The 19,032-nt window shown below is 45.4% G+C and carries 24 protein-coding genes; 21 read left to right on the forward strand and 3 right to left on the reverse strand.

Annotated elements, in window-relative coordinates; all coding sequences use genetic code 11:
* Positions 1–15 precede the first annotated feature (15 nt).
* A complete protein-coding gene (locus MHI21_RS07175) occupies positions 16–1,329 on the forward strand; it encodes an alkaline phosphatase (RefSeq protein ID WP_061829081.1) in 1,314 nt (437 codons plus the stop codon).
* A gap of 257 nt (positions 1,330–1,586) precedes the next feature.
* On the opposite strand, the gene MHI21_RS07180 is transcribed toward MHI21_RS07175, so the two are convergent.
* Together MHI21_RS07180 and MHI21_RS07185 are read right to left on the reverse strand one after the other, a co-directional pair.
* Positions 1,587–2,192, reverse strand: a complete 606-nt coding sequence (locus tag MHI21_RS07180) for a DedA family protein (RefSeq protein WP_342419712.1) — start codon at positions 2,190–2,192, stop codon at positions 1,587–1,589.
* Between the two features lie 15 nt (positions 2,193–2,207).
* The gene (locus MHI21_RS07185) at positions 2,208–2,783 is read right to left on the reverse strand and encodes a phospholipid methyltransferase (RefSeq protein WP_061829083.1); all 576 of its coding nucleotides are present in this window, start codon (positions 2,781–2,783) and stop codon (positions 2,208–2,210) included.
* Positions 2,784–3,327: 544 nt separating this feature from the next.
* Between MHI21_RS07185 and MHI21_RS07190 the strand changes: the two genes are divergently transcribed.
* The 14 genes from MHI21_RS07190 (at position 3,328) to MHI21_RS07255 (ending at position 13,080) form a co-directional block, all read left to right on the forward strand.
* Positions 3,328–3,840, forward strand: a complete 513-nt coding sequence (locus MHI21_RS07190; protein WP_342419713.1) for a hypothetical protein — start codon at positions 3,328–3,330, stop codon at positions 3,838–3,840.
* 54 nt (positions 3,841–3,894) lie between these two features.
* On the forward strand, positions 3,895–4,245 hold the full coding sequence (locus MHI21_RS07195) for a FlxA-like family protein (protein ID WP_342419714.1): 351 nt from the start codon (positions 3,895–3,897) through the stop codon (positions 4,243–4,245).
* A 295-nt stretch (positions 4,246–4,540) separates the two neighbouring features.
* The gene (locus MHI21_RS07200; protein WP_254326467.1) at positions 4,541–4,969 is read left to right on the forward strand and encodes a GNAT family N-acetyltransferase; all 429 of its coding nucleotides are present in this window, start codon (positions 4,541–4,543) and stop codon (positions 4,967–4,969) included.
* Positions 4,970–4,980: 11 nt separating this feature from the next.
* The gene (locus MHI21_RS07205) at positions 4,981–5,442 is read left to right on the forward strand and encodes a hypothetical protein (protein ID WP_342419715.1); all 462 of its coding nucleotides are present in this window, start codon (positions 4,981–4,983) and stop codon (positions 5,440–5,442) included.
* A gap of 152 nt (positions 5,443–5,594) precedes the next feature.
* On the forward strand, positions 5,595–6,086 hold the full coding sequence (locus MHI21_RS07210; protein ID WP_342419716.1) for an 8-oxo-dGTP diphosphatase: 492 nt from the start codon (positions 5,595–5,597) through the stop codon (positions 6,084–6,086).
* A gap of 2 nt (positions 6,087–6,088) precedes the next feature.
* Complete coding sequence (locus tag MHI21_RS07215; RefSeq protein ID WP_342419717.1) at positions 6,089–7,093, forward strand: aminoglycoside phosphotransferase family protein; 1,005 nt, start codon at positions 6,089–6,091, stop codon at positions 7,091–7,093.
* 38 nt (positions 7,094–7,131) lie between these two features.
* Positions 7,132–7,653, forward strand: a complete 522-nt coding sequence (locus tag MHI21_RS07220) for a GNAT family N-acetyltransferase (RefSeq protein WP_342419718.1) — start codon at positions 7,132–7,134, stop codon at positions 7,651–7,653.
* 28 nt (positions 7,654–7,681) lie between these two features.
* Positions 7,682–8,131: a hypothetical protein gene (locus tag MHI21_RS07225; protein WP_342419719.1), complete on the forward strand. Its 450-nt coding sequence runs from the start codon at positions 7,682–7,684 to the stop codon at positions 8,129–8,131.
* 24 nt (positions 8,132–8,155) lie between these two features.
* Positions 8,156–8,512 carry a hypothetical protein gene (locus MHI21_RS07230; RefSeq protein ID WP_245249059.1) on the forward strand — a complete coding sequence of 119 codons (357 nt, stop codon included), beginning with the start codon at positions 8,156–8,158 and terminating at the stop codon, positions 8,510–8,512.
* A gap of 133 nt (positions 8,513–8,645) precedes the next feature.
* Positions 8,646–9,680: an NAD(P)/FAD-dependent oxidoreductase gene (locus MHI21_RS07235; RefSeq protein ID WP_209949610.1), complete on the forward strand. Its 1,035-nt coding sequence runs from the start codon at positions 8,646–8,648 to the stop codon at positions 9,678–9,680.
* A gap of 250 nt (positions 9,681–9,930) precedes the next feature.
* A complete protein-coding gene (locus tag MHI21_RS07240; RefSeq protein WP_235307847.1) occupies positions 9,931–10,596 on the forward strand; it encodes an HD domain-containing protein in 666 nt (221 codons plus the stop codon).
* A 167-nt stretch (positions 10,597–10,763) separates the two neighbouring features.
* A complete protein-coding gene (locus MHI21_RS07245; protein ID WP_103047637.1) occupies positions 10,764–11,825 on the forward strand; it encodes an SPFH domain-containing protein in 1,062 nt (353 codons plus the stop codon).
* Positions 11,822–12,823 (forward strand): sugar kinase, encoded by a 1,002-nt coding sequence (locus tag MHI21_RS07250; protein ID WP_209949605.1) that lies wholly within the window; start codon positions 11,822–11,824, stop codon positions 12,821–12,823. The genes MHI21_RS07245 and MHI21_RS07250 overlap by 4 nt, the downstream gene beginning before the upstream one ends.
* 77 nt (positions 12,824–12,900) lie before the next feature.
* Positions 12,901–13,080, forward strand: coding sequence for a hypothetical protein (locus MHI21_RS07255; RefSeq protein ID WP_013309345.1), 180 nt, complete (start codon positions 12,901–12,903; stop codon positions 13,078–13,080).
* Between the two features lie 76 nt (positions 13,081–13,156).
* Here MHI21_RS07255 and MHI21_RS07260 read toward each other — a convergent pair whose 3' ends face one another.
* On the reverse strand, positions 13,157–14,233 hold the full coding sequence (locus tag MHI21_RS07260) for a LuxR C-terminal-related transcriptional regulator (protein ID WP_342420187.1): 1,077 nt from the start codon (positions 14,231–14,233) through the stop codon (positions 13,157–13,159).
* Between the two features lie 173 nt (positions 14,234–14,406).
* On the opposite strand from MHI21_RS07260, the gene MHI21_RS07265 reads away from it, so the two are divergent.
* From MHI21_RS07265 to MHI21_RS07290, 6 genes are all read left to right on the forward strand, one after another.
* Entirely contained in the window at positions 14,407–15,174 is a 768-nt protein-coding gene (locus MHI21_RS07265; RefSeq protein ID WP_342419720.1) for a class I SAM-dependent methyltransferase, read from the forward strand.
* On the forward strand, positions 15,161–16,246 hold the full coding sequence (locus MHI21_RS07270; RefSeq protein WP_342419721.1) for a saccharopine dehydrogenase NADP-binding domain-containing protein: 1,086 nt from the start codon (positions 15,161–15,163) through the stop codon (positions 16,244–16,246). The genes MHI21_RS07265 and MHI21_RS07270 overlap by 14 nt, the downstream gene beginning before the upstream one ends.
* Before the next feature lie 145 nt (positions 16,247–16,391).
* Positions 16,392–16,787, forward strand: coding sequence for a hypothetical protein (locus MHI21_RS07275; protein ID WP_342419722.1), 396 nt, complete (start codon positions 16,392–16,394; stop codon positions 16,785–16,787).
* 25 nt (positions 16,788–16,812) lie between these two features.
* The gene (locus MHI21_RS07280; RefSeq protein WP_342419723.1) at positions 16,813–17,370 is read left to right on the forward strand and encodes an SMI1/KNR4 family protein; all 558 of its coding nucleotides are present in this window, start codon (positions 16,813–16,815) and stop codon (positions 17,368–17,370) included.
* A gap of 250 nt (positions 17,371–17,620) precedes the next feature.
* Positions 17,621–18,334: an HAD family hydrolase gene (locus tag MHI21_RS07285; RefSeq protein WP_342419724.1), complete on the forward strand. Its 714-nt coding sequence runs from the start codon at positions 17,621–17,623 to the stop codon at positions 18,332–18,334.
* Entirely contained in the window at positions 18,331–18,918 is a 588-nt protein-coding gene (locus tag MHI21_RS07290) for a GNAT family N-acetyltransferase (protein ID WP_342419725.1), read from the forward strand. The genes MHI21_RS07285 and MHI21_RS07290 overlap by 4 nt, the downstream gene beginning before the upstream one ends.
* Positions 18,919–19,032: the final 114 nt, after the last annotated feature.

Raw genomic sequence — 19,032 nt, forward strand, 5'->3', positions numbered from 1 at the left:
TTGGAGTGTGACCTTGTGAAAAAGCGTTCGATGAAAAAGAGTATCCTTGCTTTAGGTGCCATTACCGTTTTGAGTGCGCCATTGTTATCTGCTAATATCCCTAACGCTTTTGCAGCCTCATCTAATACCAAGTCTACTACCGCACAGGTATCCAAAGGACTGAAAACTTCGTCAGCGAAAGTCGATGCTCCTAAGAATGTCATTCTCTTTATCGGCGATGGTATGGGAGAAGCAAGTCGCAACGCGATTCGCTTGGCGACGGTAGGGAAATCGGGATTACTTGAAATGGACAACATGCCTGTAACTGGCCTGGTTAGCACAAGTTCAGGGGACAACCTGGTTACGGATTCTGCCGCCGCTGCAACTGCCATTGCAACAGGTGTGAAAACGTATAACGGCGCAATCGGAATGGATTTGAATAAAAAACCAGTGACAACGATTATGGAGCTGGCCAAAAAAGCAGGCATGTCTACAGGTGTCGTGACGACAAGCCAAGTGACAGACGCAACGGGGGCCGCCTTTGGTGCGCATGTCGAAAAACGCTCCGCTCAAAGCGAGATTGCCAAGCAGTATCTGGAGAAAAGCAAGCTGGATGTTATTCTGGGCGGTGGTGAGGATTTCTGGTACCCTGCCGGAACAGTAGGCAAACATCCAGATGCTCCGGCAGAAGATCCTGAGGAAGCTAGTAAGGGAACTCAAGGGAATTTGGTAGAACAAGCGAAGAAGCTGGGTTATAGCTATGTGACGGATCAGGCAGGAATGAAAGCAGCCAAAGGTTCTAAGTTGCTAGGGCTGTTCGCCAATGAAGAGATGTTTCAAGCTCACAACAAGCTGGGTAACTCTTACAACCCAACGGTTTCTCTACCGGATATGACGGCTAAAGCGATTGATGTTCTTTCCAAAAACCAAAAAGGTTTTTTCCTGATGGTAGAAGAAGAAGGAACGGATGAGATGGCGCATGACAATGAAGGGGAGTTAACGATTAAGGCTGGGCAACAACTTGATAAGGCCGTTAAAGTAGCTAAAGAGTATGCCAAAGCGCATCCAGATACATTAGTGTTGGTGACGGCAGATCATGAAACGGGTGGTTTGGCGATTGAAGGTGAAGATGCGGAGGATGAATCCGGTGAAGGCATTTCCAAAGAGGATGGTCCTTTTACTGTAAAAGGCTCCGATGAGAAGTTTTATATCGACTGGACCACGGGTGGACATACATCTGTTGATGTGGCGTTAACCGCGATGGGACCTGGGTCTTCTCAGTTTAGCGGGAATTATCCGAATACTGCCATTCATGACAAGTTAGTAAAGTTGCTTCAATTAAAGAAGTAACATGGTGTGAAAGGAAAGCCGCCCCTTAAAAAGATGTGCCATATTGGCAATATGGTTTTTCCTGTGATAAACTAAAGCTAATAAGTATATACTGAAAAAGAGTAAGGATGCTGCAAACATCCTCACTCTTTTACAACAGCCGCTTATAAGGGCGGTGGCTGTAGGGTTGGATTAGTAAAATAGACCGCTAACCTTTTCCAGAGGGCGGTCTATTTCTTTTTCATGTAGGTAATGAACATGCCGAATATACTTAACCTTTACTCCTCCGTTGTTTTCTTCCCCCACACAAATTTCATTATAAAAAATATAATTGTCGGCATGATGAGAAGCAATGCCATCTGCAAGCCATAACGATGGATTAGTTCTCCTACTGCTTGTACATGATCGCCAAAGATACGTCCGAGTAGAAAGAAGATCAGCGTCCAGATCAAACCTGTTGAATAAGAGAAGAGGGCATAGCGTTTGAAACTCATTTTATTGATTCCGACAATATAAGGAATAATGTGACGGACGATCGGCAGCAAATAACTGATGCAAATAGTGAAGTTTCCATACTTATGTATCAATTTTTCCGAAAACGTAATGTACCTGTCCATTTTTTTCTTCCGACGCAAACGTTCTAGAATCGGTGTGCCCACGGTTCTCCCCAATACATAACCTAAGGACAAGCCTGATATAACCCCAAGATATACAATTAAAAAAGCGGGTAACGGGTGAAGTATGCCCATGCCTGTTACAGCCCCGCCAGTCATCACAATGACTTCATCCGGGATGGGCAGACCCACAATCCCCAGCCATAGAGAAAAGAATAATGCTGCATAGCCGTATTGTTCGATGATGGAAATTAAATATTCCACGTCCATACCCATACTCCTTTCTTAGGTTTTCTTTCGGCATACATACACGAATGCGGGTGGAACATTCATTGGCACAAACTTGATTTCCTCAATATCAAACCATTCACCTAACTGCTGCTTCATCTGTTTAGAGTATTGAAAGGCCACAAACATTCCTCCATCCCTGAGTGATAGATGAATTTGTTCTACAATTTGATTCCGCATCGCTTGTGGAAAATTGAAAAATGGCAGCCCGCTGATTATGCAGTCAAGCTGTTCTATTTGGGCATTTTTCATAGCAAGCTGAAGCTCACGCGAGTCGGAATAGCACAGATAATTCGGGAATCTTCTTTTTAAACTCTGCTGCATGGTTTGGTCTTTCTCAAAGAGTAAAACCTTGGGTTGAAATTCAGCAGCAGACGGGATGTATTGGGTAATTGCCCCTGTTCCAGCACCAAGCTCGGCAACAGCATGAACTTCACTCCATGGAATGGATTCTATCATATTTTTAGCTAAAAATCTGGAACTTGGTGTTACACTACCCACGTATGCAGGCGAGTACAAAAATTTGACTAGGAACATAAGTCTCTCGTGAACCAAATGGCTAATACGGATCATACATCATTTCCCTACTTTCAATTTTTAAAATACGTTCATTTATTCTTTGCTAAGAGTAACAAATTATCCCTTTACTTACTCCTGTCTCAAGTAGGGTTGATCCCCCCGTCTTGCGGAGGGGATTTTCCTTGACTATGGTCTAGGAAATAATAAAAGGGTTGCGGTATTAATGAGTTTGTATTTATTCAGTTATCATTCAGTATACCCTCAGGTTGCATTCAGATTTGTTACCGATGAAAGGTAGGTGGGCAGCTAAAAACATTATGTACACTGAGAGGGGATCTACTTTGTCACTATCCATTAACAGGCATCTCATCACGACTTCCTATGATCAATCGAATACGGTGAAGTCAAATGAGAATGGACTAAATACCGCGGGTCATACCACACACAAGAAATCTAACGATTCACTCGAATTGAGTAAGGAATTCATGGAATACACGGGAGGAATGCAGGTCCGCTTCCTACGGAAAACTACAGTAATGATTACAAGTACGACGACCAGGATACTATTACACTAACTACAGACCAACAGAAAACGCTGTTGTCTGATCTGCAAAGTTACCTGATGTCTTCCAGTGCTTCCTCTGATACAGATGATCACACCAATAGCACGAAGAATCCGTTGGCTTCGGTTAGAGACTTATTAGCTGATGTGGATATTTCGACGGCAACAGATGAGGAAGTATCGGAGCTATTCGATAAGATAGCAGAAACGATCCAAAATAATCGTCCTGCACCGCCGCCTCAAGGTGGCCCGTCCCATCCTGAAATGGATAGCAGTGGTCTGCCTCCTATAATGCAGGCGATGGGTGGAATTATGCCTCCATTCGCATGGAATTTCCAAGAGACTTCCAATCAAGAGGATAACAGCACTACATCTGAAAAAGAACTTACAATAGATGGAAAAATGTCCTTACTGAGTGATTTGCAGAGCGTTCTGAGTTCCAGTCTTATATCCGGGTCAACAGCTTCGGACAAAGATCAGGAAACGGATCTGCTTTCTGCATTAAAAGACGCGTGGGGAAATACAGATGAATCGAATGCCACAGATTAGAACCGGTTAGCCCACACGTGTTAAACTCATACTTTTATAAAGGGGAAATCTCGTATGAACATTTCATCCACATCCAGCAGTTCAATATCTATTGCAAGCACATCATCATCCAGTACCAACGTTACAGTTAGTCTTGAAAAGCAAAAAGCTCAATTTGAAGCGGAGTACAACAAGGTACAGCAAAGTAAGGATAGTAAAGATACAAAAGAAACAAAAATGAAGCAGCTTCAGCAGCAAATTAAACAGATTGAAGCTCAAATTGCACAGCAAAGTTCGCAATCCAGCGGCACGTCAACTCCAAAAATGGAAAAGCCCGCTCCAAGTAACACGGAAACAAATCGTATCAACAGCGCTAACAGCAGCGATATTACGGGAGTTGGGAAATCACTGGATATTTCAATTTAATCATCCCCTCTCTTCTCCTGTATGGCAGACGATGTATAAACGATAGCAGGTTCTCCGTTTCATAGGGGCCTGCTTTTTTCGTTTACTAAATATTTTGCATGAATCCAGGGAGCGACTCTAATCAGCGATATTTAGATTAGAATAATTCTGTCCATCTAAATTGAATCATGTGACTAAACATAGAAAAGTATATACAATATATAACAGTAGGAAGATGAAAGTATTTTAACCCTATTATTTTCTATATTTAAATCAGTAAGTGCTAGTAATCATTTCAAATTGGAGGATTTATGCCATGACGCTGGAACCTCAGATGAATCGAAGTAGTAGAGATGAAGCGCGTTTAGTCAGAAATAAGTTGATTGAGTTTAATGCGAAACACGTCCCAGCAGATATTCGAACCCGATACGAAGAGATTAATCTTACGCTCAAAGATGAAGACGGTCAGGTCATGGGCGGTCTCCTAAGTGTACTATGTTGGAACTGGGTGGAGGTTGATATTTTGTGGGTAGATCAGCGTTACAGAGGAAAGGGCTACGGTTCACAACTGCTTGGTGAAATCGAACAGATTGCTAGAGATAAAGGGTGTAATTTTATACAACTTAATACCTTTACTTTTCAAGCGCCCAAATTCTATGAAAAGCATGGGTATGAAGTCGTTGGTGTCATTGACGATGCTCCGAGAGGCTTTAAACACTATTATTATAAGAAAAGTATCTACTGAGGACTCTATATATGCGTGTACAGATCAAGGAAATAAATAAAGATCAGCATATCATCATTCGTAGTATTGGCGAGGAAAAAGTATACGGCTACTGGACATATTTTTGGCATGAACTGACTTCCGGATATGCCTATGTTGTCCCGTATGAACAAAGCTTGAATAAGATGATTCCCGGTTGTGTCATTTCGGTCGAGACTTCTCAATCCAGTATAGAAGGGTTCAGAAGGCTGAAGTCTACTGAAGAGACAGGGATTTTTCGACCTCAACCCAAGCTAGGCGACTACTGGATTCAAGGAACGATACATCAAGTGATGCAGGGCGAAGCAGGCGGGATAGAATGTCTGGAGATTGTAATAGGAGACACTACGTTTATTTTGGATTCTGAAGAAATGAATGGTGATGTCAACGTTAAAGCGGGTGACGGTGTAGCCTTTGAAATCATAGGCCTACAGTTGTTTGACGAGGGACTGTGATCGCTTCAGGTTACCCTGCTAATCTAGTCTATGGTTTGAGTTATTGCGCTCTACAAAATAACGCGTTAAAGTATGAGAAATGCCATATTTAACCACAGTTTGTCGGTGTGAAAGTAAAGCTAGATTATAGTGAATCGTGAATAAAGAAAGGTATGATCGGATTGACAACAGAAGTGACACACAAAATATATACCATGTGTATGATTCAAGACGGAAGCAAGGTATTGCTTATGAATAGACCCAATCGAAAGGGGTTTCCGGGTTATATTGCTCCAGGAGGAAAAGTAGAGTTTCCAGAAAGCATTGTGAATGGGGCCATTCGTGAAGTAAAGGAAGAAACGGGCTTAACCGTGACGGAAATTGTATTTAAAGGAATCGACGAATATTGTGATCCAAGTCAAAGGCTGAGGTATATGGTCTTTAACTATTTGGCTACAGCCACTGAAGGTGAACTATTAAAAAATCCCCCCGAGGGGGAACTGCTGTGGGTCGATATGAAGGAGGCGTTAAATCTGCCGATGCAGGATTGGTTTAAGCGGAGATTTCCATTGTTTTTCGAGCCGGGAACGTTTGAGGTTAGTTTCGTTTGGCTGGCAGATACGGATGAAACCCTGGAAGCAACGATTAAGAGCTATGGTGTGTAGAGATGACGACGACCATTTATTTTTCGTCTAATCGGCTAGGTGAGGTAACAAATGACCAAATGCAAAGGATGCTGAATCGTTTTGATTTGGGACGTTTGCTGTCTTACGAAAAAACGGCAGAAGGTGTCCTAGGGCAAACCCTCTATGTTTCCTCAACGGCTGGGCAGTTTGTGCTGAAGGGGAACCCGCTTTTTCTAGGGCAATGGATAGAAGAAAAGTTTATGGTGGAGCAAATACAGACATGGACTTCAATTCCCGTGCCAACACCGTATCTTGTGGATTATACGGAGGACATTTTTGGCTGGAGCTATGCAGTTATGCCCCGTCTATACGGTCAGCATATACATACACCTGAGTTGCAAGCAAAGCTGACCTCGCTGGATAAACAGCAAATGGCTGAAATGCTTGCTAATGTTCTGTTGGAGCTTCATAGCTGGAAGGTTAAGAACAGTGGAGAGCTGGATACAACAACTCTAGCCATTCGTCCTTTTGATGTTTCTTATCGAGTATGGTTGTATGGGCGAATTCGATATTGGCTAGAGGATGCCAAAAAATACTCGAACATTTCTGTACAGGATATGGAATGGGTAGAGGAAATCTTGGAAGGCTCCCGTCAAGCATTCGATCAGCTGGAAGCTGCCACCTTTGTGATGGGGGATTTTAAACCGCAAAATTTTCTTGTACAGAATAGGGATAAGGGTTGGAGAGTCAGTGGTCTTTTTGATTTTACGACAGCCTATTTTGGGGATGGGATTGCCGACCTTCCGAAAATAAGCACCATGTATCTGGAGAATGGCGAAGAAGAGTTGGCAAAAGGGTTTCTTACTGCTTACGCACAAGGGATGGAAGCCAAAGAAGGATTTACTGAGCGTTTCCGGGTGCATATGCTGCATCAGCAGGTTCTAAACTGGGGATGTGCCAAAGCGATGAAGCTAGTCACTTGGGATGATAAGCTCTCTTTTGCAGATTGGGCGCAAAAATTCATGGATATTGAATATAAGCAATAGCAGATGAATTGAACGTTTAAAGAGGAGGCCGTGAGTGGATGCAGACCGTCAGATTGGTAAAGCCGGATCAGGACTGGAAGGAGGCTTATCTTTCATTTTATGAGGAATGGAAAAAGAGTCAGGAGCATATGGTACCTTGGGTGATCTCTGTAGAGCCGTACGATTTTGAAGGTATGCTGACGGTTTTAAGTAATCAGGAAAATGGAATGAACCTGTCTGAAGGCTGGGTCAAAAGCTCAACATACTGGCTTGTGAATGCGAATGAACAGGTTGTGGGAGCAGTGAATATCAGGCATGACCTTAACGAACACCTAATGAATGCCGGAGGTCATATCGGTTACGGTATCCGTCCTTCTGCACGAGGGAACAGGTACGCTGTTACAATGCTGGCCTTGGCGTTAGAAAAAGCAAAAGAGCTGGGGATTTCCCGAGCCCTGGTCGTATGCGACTCCGATAATATTGCCTCCAAAAAAACAATCATACAAAACGGCGGAACGCCGGACAAGGAATACATAGAGGAAGACGGAAACCGTGTAAACCGGTTTTGGATCGAACTGTGAGTGAGAAAGAGGGGAACGCGAGAAGCTCATGAAATTATGGCCTGAATATGCACAAAACATCATTGTTGGTGTTATTTTTGAAGGGAAATGGAATTGGTATGTGACGGAAAGAGAGTATTGGTTTTTGAATACCGAGATGGAGGAACGGTTTGGCATCTCTATTTTGGATGAAACCACAGTGGGAGCATTTTTGGATCACATCTGTGAATATAAGGTGGCTACAGGGGAACTAACTTCAATGCTTCAGTTGCTGGATGAGGCTGTTCAGCATCGGGATGAAGTGTTGGAGTTCTGTCCTGCTCTGTATGTTAACTTTGATGAGAAAGTTCTCTATTCGCTATTTCCTGAGCCAGCTTCGTTTGAACACTATGTCCCAGCGGGGTGGAAAGGGGAATATCAAAACTTTTTGAACGAGGTACCTTCACCTGAACAGTATTGGATGATCGATGGAAGTAATTTTTTTGAGAAATTCACTTGATAGGACGAAGGAGGAAATGAAAATATGGATTCTTCCATGCATGAGTTTAAAATGATATCCAAGCACAGAATGTACGATCAATATTTGGTAAAGTTGCGGGCATGCATTGTGCTTTTGGATGAACAGGTGCTATGGCGCGTGGGTGAGGCCGAAACGAACAGTATTGGTGGGATCATCAACCATATCATGGTGCATGTGCGCAGAAACGCAGCCAAGCTCATGGATCCGACAATTACATACAAGCAAGGAATGGAGGATAGCTTTATACCTTCCATGCAAAACAAGGAACAACTGATGGATGAGGTAGAAGAAGCTTTTTCATCCTTCTGTGCAGCAATCCTCGCAAAATTTACGAGAATAACGGAAGTAGCAGTTATATAAACCTATAAAATATAGTTCTAAGGTCACGAAAACCTCTGTAATGGTCGTGTTTTTATTTCTTAATTGATATTGATAATTATTATCACTTATAATAGGAGCAGACATATTACGCTATGATAGGGAGAGTTGCAGAGTGACAGTATCCTTGGAATTATATGATGTAACGATCATCGGCGGTGGTCCTGCCGGTATGTATACCGCATTTTACAGTGGAATGAGAGATATGAAGACCAAGCTGATCGAAGCCAAGCATGAGCTGGGCGGACGGATGCGTATATACCCAGAGAAGATGATATGGGATGTCGGGGGGGTTACCCCGGTTTTATGTGAAAAGCTGATTGATCAGCTGGAGCAACAGGCGCGGACGTTCGAGCCTACCATTGTGTTGGGACAGCAGATCACTGGTTTGGATCGGCAAGAGGATGGCACGTTCCTGCTAACTTCTGCCACAGGGGAACAGCATTGGACACGCACGATCGTTCTGGCAGTAGGCTATGGTATTCTCAAAATGGCTAAGCTGGAGATTGAGGGGGCGGACCGCTATGAGGTTACGAACCTGCATTATACGGTACAAGAGCTGGAGCCATTCCGGGGCAAGCACGTCCTGATTTCCGGTGGGGGCGACTCGGCGGTGGATTGGGCGAATGAGCTGGAGTCTATTGCGGCGAGTGTGACCGTCGTACATCGTCGGGATCACTTTGGCGGACATGAGAAAAATGTAGCTCGTATGAAATCATCTTCGGTCCGTGTTCTCACACCATACGCGGTGAGCCAGCTACATAGCAACAATGGAGAGACGATTGAACAGGTGACGATCAGTCATGTAGATACGGACGAAATACAGGTGTTGAATGTCGATGCAGTCATCGTAAATCATGGACTAAAATCCGATTTCGGCCCGCTTCGGGATTGGGGGCTGGATATGGGTGAGTGGCATGCCCGAGTGAGCGAAAAGCTGGAAACGAATCTGTCGGGGATTTTCGCGGCAGGCGATTTTGTTGAGTACGGAAGTAAGCTGTATCTGATTGCTGGTGCGTTCACAGATGCCGCCCTTGCACTGAACAGCGCGAAGCTGTACATTGATCCAGCAGCTGACAAAGCGGCATATGTATCTTCTCATAACAGCCGTTTTAAGGAGAAGAACCGCGAGCTTGGTGTCGTGGAGTAGAGTAAGATACGGAATTAAGTTAAATAGGATCGGGTTTAGATAGACAAACGAAAAAGAACTTCCGCGACTACGATTGATGTGGTTTTGGAGGTTCTTTTTTGTCAGGTTACTGACTTCTCGTTCTAAAAGGTTGGATACCATACATCCTATAGAATAAAATGAAGAATGATTCGTAGTAAGCAAATGGACAAGCATTAAAAAATTAAACGAACCTACCATAGAAAGTATGGACGGGATTGAAAGGTGACATATGAAGAGACGAACGGAGCAACAGGAAGCGATTTTGGCAGATATTATTCAAAAGGCGGAGCCCTTTGTACAGCAGCAGTTGGAGCATGATCATAGTGGTCACGATTGGTGGCATATAGACCGGGTGAGAAAGCTGTCCCTTAAAATTGCTGCCAAAGAGGGCGCAGATTCGTTTATTTGTGAGCTGGCAGCACTGCTACATGATGTAGCGGATGAAAAATTAAATGATTCCAAACAAGCGGGGCTAGATAAAGTAGAGCAGTGGCTGCGTCTGCATATCAGCGATCCGAATGTAATCACGCACGTGATGACTATTATAGCTACGATGTCCTACAATGGTGGACAAAACCCGCCTATGGAGACGCTGGAAGGTCAAGTTGTGCAGGATGCGGATCGGTTGGATGCTCTTGGAGCGATTGGGATTGCAAGAACCTTTATGTATGCAGGCTCAAAAGGCAGTATGATGCATCACCCGGATAAAGACTTTTCACAGCATGAGTATCGTGCCGCAGGTAAAAGTGCCATATACCATTTTTACGAAAAGCTACTCAAGCTCAAAGATTTAATGAATACCACTTATGCCCGAGAGCTGGCGGAGGTTCGGCATCAATGGATGGAGATGTACTTGGAGCAATTTTATAGAGAATGGAATGTGGATAATAAATAGAGTGTTTCAATAAGGCTGTTTCCTCTAACCGAGTATATCGGAGGGGAAACAGCCTTTTTTTTATAAATGTCATATTGATATTATCGAAAATGTGTGTTATTTTATTGTTAATAACAAAATGATAATAACAAAATATTATAAACTATAAAGAAAGCAGGGAAGCGGCTATGTTTGGATTTAATTTTGTTAAATTTCAGCCCAGTGAATATGTGATGAAGGTGAAAAACGGGAAGGTGGTTCGGGAGGGTGTTGGATTATCTTTTTATTATTACGCCCCGACCACCTCGGTCGTCGTCGTGCCCGTCTCTTCCATTGATGTACCGTTCATGTTTGAGGATATGACGAATGATTTTCAGGCGGTGACGGTGCAGGGGCAACTGACTTATCGAATTGTAGATTATCGGAGAACGACGCAGATTTTAAACTATACGTATGACTTGAAGGAACGACGCTACATTTCGGATGATCCGGGTAAGCTGGCCCAACGGGTGATTAACATCGCCAAAGTGCTTACCAAAAAGTATTTGGAGCGTGTCCCGCTCAAAGAAGCTGTTCAGTCCAGTGAACGTCTGGCCCAAAACATGACGAAGGATATTGCTCAGCATACGGAAATGGAAAAGCTCGGCATTGAGGTTATGGGGTTGTCGATTTTGGCGATTCTACCCAATAAGGAGACGATGAGAGCGCTGGAGGCTCAAGCGAGGGAAGAGATTCTTCGCAACGCGGATCACGCTTTGTATGAGCGTCGTAATGCATCTATTGAGCAAGAGCGGCGTGTGAAGGAAAACGAGCTGAACACCGAGATTGCAGTGGAGACGAAAAAGAAACAAATCCGCGAAACTCAACTCGATGCCGAGCGTTCTGTGAAGCAAAAGCAAAGCGAGATGAAAGAGGAGCAGCTACGATTTGACACGGCCTTGGAGGAGAAAAAGCGTGAGCTGATTGAGCTGACCGTAACGAATAAAAAGGCAGAAGCCGATGCCAAGGCCTACGAGCTGACAGCAGTCATGAAATCGCTGCAGGATGTTGAGCCGAACGTACTTCAAGCTATGGCCAACATGGATATGAGCCCGGATAAGCTAATTGCGATAGCATTCCAGGAGCTTGCAGAAAATGCAGGGAAAATCGGTCAGCTGAATATTACACCGGATCTGCTGCAAGGTCTCATGTCAGATACGGGAGCAAACGGATCAGCAGGATCGAGAGGGTCTGGAGGAAGAACACGATGAGCAGCCGAATGACAGAGCAAAAGATCATTTTAGTGAAGCGTAAAACGCGACTGGAGGAACTGATTGTCCGATACAATACGGTGCAGCAGGCTCGCTTCTTTATGGAACGGCTGGGTGCGGATTTCAGTGATTATGTGCTGGAGGACGAGAATTACCGCAGGGCGGTGGCAACGGCTACGTCGGAGTTAACGGCCTTGGGTCGTGTTCAGATTGTGGAGCGGGAGCATGTGCCGAACTTTATTTTTGGTGAGCAGGATACAGTGGTGGTGCTGGGTCAGGATGGGCTGGTAGCCAACACGTTAAAATATTTGACTGAGCAGCCGCTTATCGGTGTGAATCCAGATCCATTGCGCTGGGACGGGGTATTGCTGCCGTTTACTGTATCCGACCTGCGCTGGGTGGTGCCGGATGTATTCGTGCACAGACGGCCAATTAAGGAAGTTACGCTGGCTAAGGCCCAATTAAATGATGGCCAATCCTTGTATGCTGTAAATGATTTGTTCATTGGGCGCAAAACTCATGTCTCCGCGAGATATGAGCTAAGACTGGAGGATCAGGTAGAGCAGCAATCCTCTAGCGGCATTATCGTTTCAACCGGATTGGGAGCGACAGGCTGGCTGACCAGCGTGCTTGCTGGAGCGGCCGGGATTGTCGGCAGTGCTACACGGCATCCAATCTCGCTGACTCCAGGCCAGCTGATGCCAGGTGCAGCCTTCAGTCAGGAAGGGGCAGTAGACGGAACGAGTCAGGATCATCGTGCAACCTGGAGTTTGCCATCACTTTATTTTACAGTGAGAGAACCCTTCCCCAGTCGAACGACTGCTGCGGATCTTGTGTTTGGTCAGGTAGTAGCCGAAAAGCCGTTACGGATTGCATCGCAGATGCCGGAAAATGGAGTTATTTTCAGCGATGGAGTGGAAAGCGACTTTCTGGAGTTTAATGCTGGCATTGAGGCGACCATTGAACCAGCGGAGAAAAAAGGGCATCTGGTCGTGTAGAGGTTTGTACAGGACGGCAATGGGTAATTATGAGTAAGGTACAACCATCAGATGAAATTAAAAAAGGAGGAATCAACATGAGCGACCACACTCAAGACGAAGCGAAAATCCGCAACAAGAAGGACGAGGACGGAGATTCCTTGATGGAGAAAACGAAGCTGGAAAATGGCGTGGATATCGAGCCTGAGGCTGATGAATGGATTGCGAAGCCCTCACCAGTGTCATACGATGATACGAACTCCTCTTCGAAGAAATAAGGCTCTTGCGTCCAAATAGAGCAGTGATGCAAAGACAGATGACCCCTAATTGGGTCATCTGTCTTTTTTACATAGGTTAGTTGAATCTGGAATATACCTTCCATACGAGCTCACGGCGGCTGCTTACATCTGTTTTCAAGAAAATCGCTTTCAGATGATCCTGCACCGTGTAGGCAGTAATATGAAGTGCGCCGGCTAGCTCCTTGGTCGAAAAGCCTTGAACAATGAGCTGGACAATCTGTCTCTCTCGTTCGGACCATGAGTACACCTCAGCCATAAGCGGCAGCATGTCAGTTGCTTTAGCAGCCTCAAACCATACGGCTAGCTGCTTCTGTCCGCCTTGCAGAAGGGTGGCTCTGATGGTTACCCATGGGGTTCCTGTGTCTGCGGAAGGGATACATAGTCGGGCTGGTGCAGTGGCAGTGGATAGCGCTCGCAAGCAAACCGCCCGGACAGGAGCCGGAAGGCTGTCTTCATGGATTCCCTCCTGCTGCCGAAGAAGCTGTAGCCACTGCTCTGCTACTGTATTGGACGAGATCGGTTCTAGCTTATCGGAAAGCATGAGAACCCCTGGCTCAAGTTCAATTTCCGTGATCGTGGCAGGGGCTGGAGATAAACCGACACTGGCCTGACGCAGATGGTAGGCTATGGACGGCGCTAACGCTTCAAGTAGTTGTTGCTCTTCCTCGCTGAATACAGGCTTTCCATGATGACGGAACAACGTAAGAAATCCCCAACAGCTCCCTTTGTACATAAACGGAACACGCAGCTCGTCCCCGAATCCAGCGGGTTGCAAAACATCTCTATATCGTGTGCTCCGGTCCGGTTGGCCTTGTGTAGACCCATGAAGCGTCGCTACAGACTGTCCTTCTCGCACCAACTGATCATATTTCATCATATCGTCGTGCAGATATTCGTATTCTAGCAGTTTGTTATGAATGTCCTCCACACCCGACTCTGTAAATGCCCCCGTGGAAAGCAGCGTACGCGGATCTACTGAGGTACAGCACGCCGCATCGAAAGCAACCTGAGTACGCAAGCGGTCGATTAGGGTGTGCTTGTACGTTAGGGATGAGGGGGCTTTTTTTCCCAGATCCATGATCTGCTGTCGAGCGTCCTTGAGCTGTGCAAATTGCCAGTATTGTGCGTTCATCATTTACTCCTATCGTGAAAGCTGGAGATTCTCAAGCGCGCTTATTTAAATCCCACATTTATGGGATGGTGGATATTCGTATTATCTTTATAATTGAGAATGATTCTTAATAAAATCTACAATAAACGAATGGTCTGAGAAGATCAAGGCTAGATGTTTGGAGGAAAGCACATATGAGACATACCCCTATTGGAAATACGGACTCAAACCAACCTATGAGCTGGAATCATCCGAATGTGCATAAGTACGCGGATACGATTGCTTTAAAAATACCTGGATATGCTCATTTGTATGAGATGACAGACTGTTTGATAACCGCACAGCTTGAGGCACAAGCTCATATTCGAAATATAGATCCAAATGTGCTAATTGTCGGAGCTGGAGGCGGCCAGGAATTGATTACGCTCGGAGAGCGCCATGAAGCATGGTCCTTTACGGCAGTTGATCCCTCCGAGCATATGCTGGATTTGGCACGTAAGCGTGTGACACATGCGGGCATCAGTTCAAAAATATCGTTTGTTGCAGGTACGTTGGAAGAGTCATCCAGAGAACCGATCTATGACGCTGCTACCTGCCTGCTGGTGCTTCATTTTCTTCAGAGCTTGGAAAGTAAACAGGCATTGCTACGCCAGATATCCGCTCGACTCAAGCCGGGTGCACCTTTTTGTCTAGCTTCTATTAATGGGAATCCGCAGGAGCCTTCTTTTTTCCTCCAAATGCAGGCGTGGAAAGGTCATATGCTGAGTCAGGGCATTTCACTGGAGGATTGGGAACGATTCGCTGCTTCCATCGGTCGTGAGTCAAACCCGGTGTCCAATGCGGCAATACAGGAACTGTTGATAGATGCAGGCTTTACCCACATCACCCGGTATTATGGCGCTTTTTTAGTAAATGCATGGTTTGCGGTTAAAGAGGGAGAGACGACTTATGACAAAGGATAACATCATCATCATTGGCGGGTATGGCCATGTTGGAAAAATTATATGCACGGAGTTAAGTGAAATGTTTCCCGGCAAGGTATTTGCCGCAGGTCGTAGTCTGGAGCGTGCCACTGAATTTAGTAGACAATCGAATGGTAAGATACGGCCCTTGCAGCTTAATATTCATGAGCCGATGGACCCGTCAATATTAGAGCAAGCCAAATTGGTGATCATGTGTCTGGATCAGGACAATACGGCCTTGGTACGTGCCTGTCTTCAACATGGGGTGCATTACATGGATATTACCGCGAATGCGGACTTTTTGAGTCAGGTGGAGCAGTGTCATCAGGAGGCCCGAGCTTATCAGGCCACAGCCCTATTAAGTGTAGGATTAGCTCCGGGACTGACCAATCTGTTGGCACTGCAAGCGACACAGCTCATGGATCAGACGGATGAGTTGAATATATCTTTGATGCTGGGCTTGGGAGATCGACACGGTCAGGCTGCCATTGAGTGGACAGTAGATCAGATTCATGCCGATTTGGAGGTTATAGAACAGGGACGCCCTGTGACTCGAAAAAGCTTTACCGACGGCATAGTGGCAGACTTTGGTGCAGGAGTGGGTCGTCATCGGGCGTATCGATTTCCTTTTTCGGATCAGCAGACACTTCCTCGTACGCTCAAAGTTCCTACGGTCAGCACACGCCTTTGCTTCGATTCGCGCTTGACCACCCGGCTTCTGGCAGGGCTTCGAACGATAGGAGTGTCAGGTCTACTCCGACAGAAAACCGTGCGTGATGCAGTGGTTCGCAGCTTTGGCAAGGTACATATAGGAGGGGATGCTGTAGCGGTCAAGGTAGATGCTCGAGGAACTCTCAATGGCAAGGAGACGAAGGTCGAATGCCGGCTAAGGGGGCACCATCAGTCTGATTTAACCGCTAAGGCAACCGTCTTTGCAGCGCTCGCCCTGTACCGTTCAGAACTTCCATATGGTGTATTTCACATGGAGCAGGTTTTTTCGTGGAATCGCATGCAGGCTTGGATGGGGCAGCAAGTAGCCGTAGATATTCAGGTGAACGGACAGCAAGTATAAAAGTCATATATTATAATAAAGGACTCTCATATAATCCAAGCTTATTTAGCAATGTATTGCGGATAGGTCTTGGATTTCTTTTCCTATTGAATTACACTAGAAAGAAGTACATATTTTTGGAAAAGACCTAAGGGGAAGATATGAAATGTGGAACCCCTATGAAAACAGCAGACAGCATACGCACGATTTTACAATAAAATATCGATTTTACACGCCGGAAGAAGGAGGCAGGAAACAGTTGCCTATTCAGGGTTATCGCTGTGATTTTGCCTATGAGAGCGATGAAATCACGACGACGGGAATTTATGCCATACATCCTGAGTTTGAAGATGAAGATGGTCAATTGATCATGGATACCGAGCATCCGGTTCACCGGGAAGGACAGGCGAGAATGTGGGTTTTGTTTGGAGAAATGAGGGAAAAGATACACCGACACCGGATACAGGTAGGAACGAGGGGATATTTTATGGAAGGCCCGCGCCGTGTTGGTGAAGTTGAAGTTACAAGCCTGGTAGGCCTCTTGACCAATCCGGTCAACTAGCTAGCTGCTAAGGAGTCGATAAGAGATGGATATCGCTTATATCATAGATTTATTACGTAAACACGATGTGACCTTAGCTCCAGGCTTATCCATACAAGAGGTTACCGACGTCGAAGGCAGGTATGATATTCACTTCCCGCCCGATTTGAGGGAGCTTCTAATGAGTGTTCTTCCCATCGGTAAAGGCTTTATCCCTTGGAGAGATACGTCACCACAGCGGATGGGTGTAATTCGGCAAAGGTTGAATTGGCCGCTGGAAGGTATGATTTTTGATGTAGAGCAGCATATATTCTGGCCTCCCGAATGGGGCGAAAAACCGACAGATTCGGCAGAAGCCGTTGCTATATGTAAACGTGAGTTTTTACGTGTGCCCAAGCTAATCCCGATCAACGGACATCGATATATCCCAGAGCAGCCATCTGAAGAAGGAAATCCGGTATTTTCCGTGTATCAAACGGATATTATCGTGTATGGGGAATGTTTGCAGGAGTATTTCAAGCTGGAATTTGGAGAGAAGCCTTATGAACAAATTGATTTTAATGCCGTAAAAAAGGTGCGTTTTTGGAGCAACTTTTTTGAGTGAGTGTCAGGAAGATGAATAAGTCGAAACGAAGGAAGGGGAGCATGATGTGAAGGTGGAGCAGGATTTGGAAGAAATCAAAGAAAGGTTGACCCAGATCGAGACCAAACTGGAACAAAAGTCGACCTCCAAGAGAATCTTGAAGTACATGATCATCATTTTCTTGTCTATTTTTTTTCTTTTATTTCTAATAGGAATTATTCAATTTGTTTCAACCTAATCGGTGCAAGAGGATGAAGGAAGGGAGCTATTTATGTCCATAGAAGCGATTGTTTTTGATCTGGATAATACTCTTATTCATCGCAAACAGGCGTTTGCAGCATATACAGAGCGCTTTATAGAACGATTTATTGTGGCAGAAGAAGCTGCGATCCGCGCGGCTGTCGTTGAACAGATACGTTTGGCGGATCAGGACGGATATCGGGATAAGAGGGAACTGTATACCGAGCTGCATGCAGACTTGGAACTGAAAAATCCCGATACGTCAGTACAAGAGATGTTGGGCTTTTGGTATGGTGAATTTCATAAGTTTACGGTGTTGATGGACGGGGCCAAGGAAGTGCTGTCCGAACTGCGGTCGCGTGGCTTGAAGCTTGGTATTATTACCAACGGCTCACTCCGTACGCAGCAAGCGAAAATCGACCGAGTTATGCTGAGGGATTATGTCGATTCTATTATCGTATCGGGCGGCGTCAACATCCAGAAGCCTAATCCTCGAATTTTCGAGTTGGCTCTGAATGAGCTGGGCATTGTCGATCCCGGCCATGCCTGCTATGTAGGCGATCACCCGACAAATGATATTCGTGGTGCACAAAGTGCAGGATTGCATACCATCTGGCTGGAAGGCTTTATGACGTGGCAGGAAACGGGCATTGTACCGGACTATCAGATTGGGAGTTTGCGTGAAATCACAGGTTGGCTGGATCGTCGCAGTTATTCAACGAATAAGGAGGAGGGTGCATCATGAGTATGGAGCAGCAATCGAATCCCATTCTCTTATCGTTCCCTGACCAATTCCAGACGGAACGATTGACCATACGCGCTCCGCAATGGGGGGATGGGGCGGCAGTCAATGAGGCGATACGAGAGAGTGCGAATGAACTGCGGCCTTGGCTTCCGTTTGCAAGAAATCTTCCTACGGCAGAGGAATCTGAAATCCGTTCGCGCCAAGCCAGACTTAAATTTCTGGATCGGTCTGATATGATGTTGTACATATTTGATACGGTTTCGGGAGAATTTGTAGCCAGCAGCGGTCTGCATCGTATTGATTGGGATGCACGAAGATTTGAAATTGGGTATTGGCTCAGAACATCATGGACCGGAAAAGGCATTATCACAGAGGCCGTGCACGGTATTACGAATTTTGCCATACAGCATTTGAATGCCAATCGGGTGGAGATTCGTTGTGATTCCAGAAACACACGCAGCGCCAAGGTAGCGGAACGTGCAGGTTTTACACTGGAGGGGATTTTAAGAAACGTCGAGTATGATGAAGAGGGAAGCATGGCACACCAAATGGTTTTTGCCAAGGTGCGTGGTATTGAATTCTAGTATCCTCACATGAACAGTTTGGAAGTTGCTGATGGTTTGTACGATATTACGGAGGCTCATTATGATTAATTATATTATGAAAAATACAGACAAGTTAGTGTGCATACAATATGT

The sequence above is a fragment of the Paenibacillus sp. FSL H8-0168 genome (assembly GCF_038592955.1).
Classification (GTDB): Bacteria; Bacillota; Bacilli; order Paenibacillales; family Paenibacillaceae; genus Paenibacillus; species Paenibacillus polymyxa_B.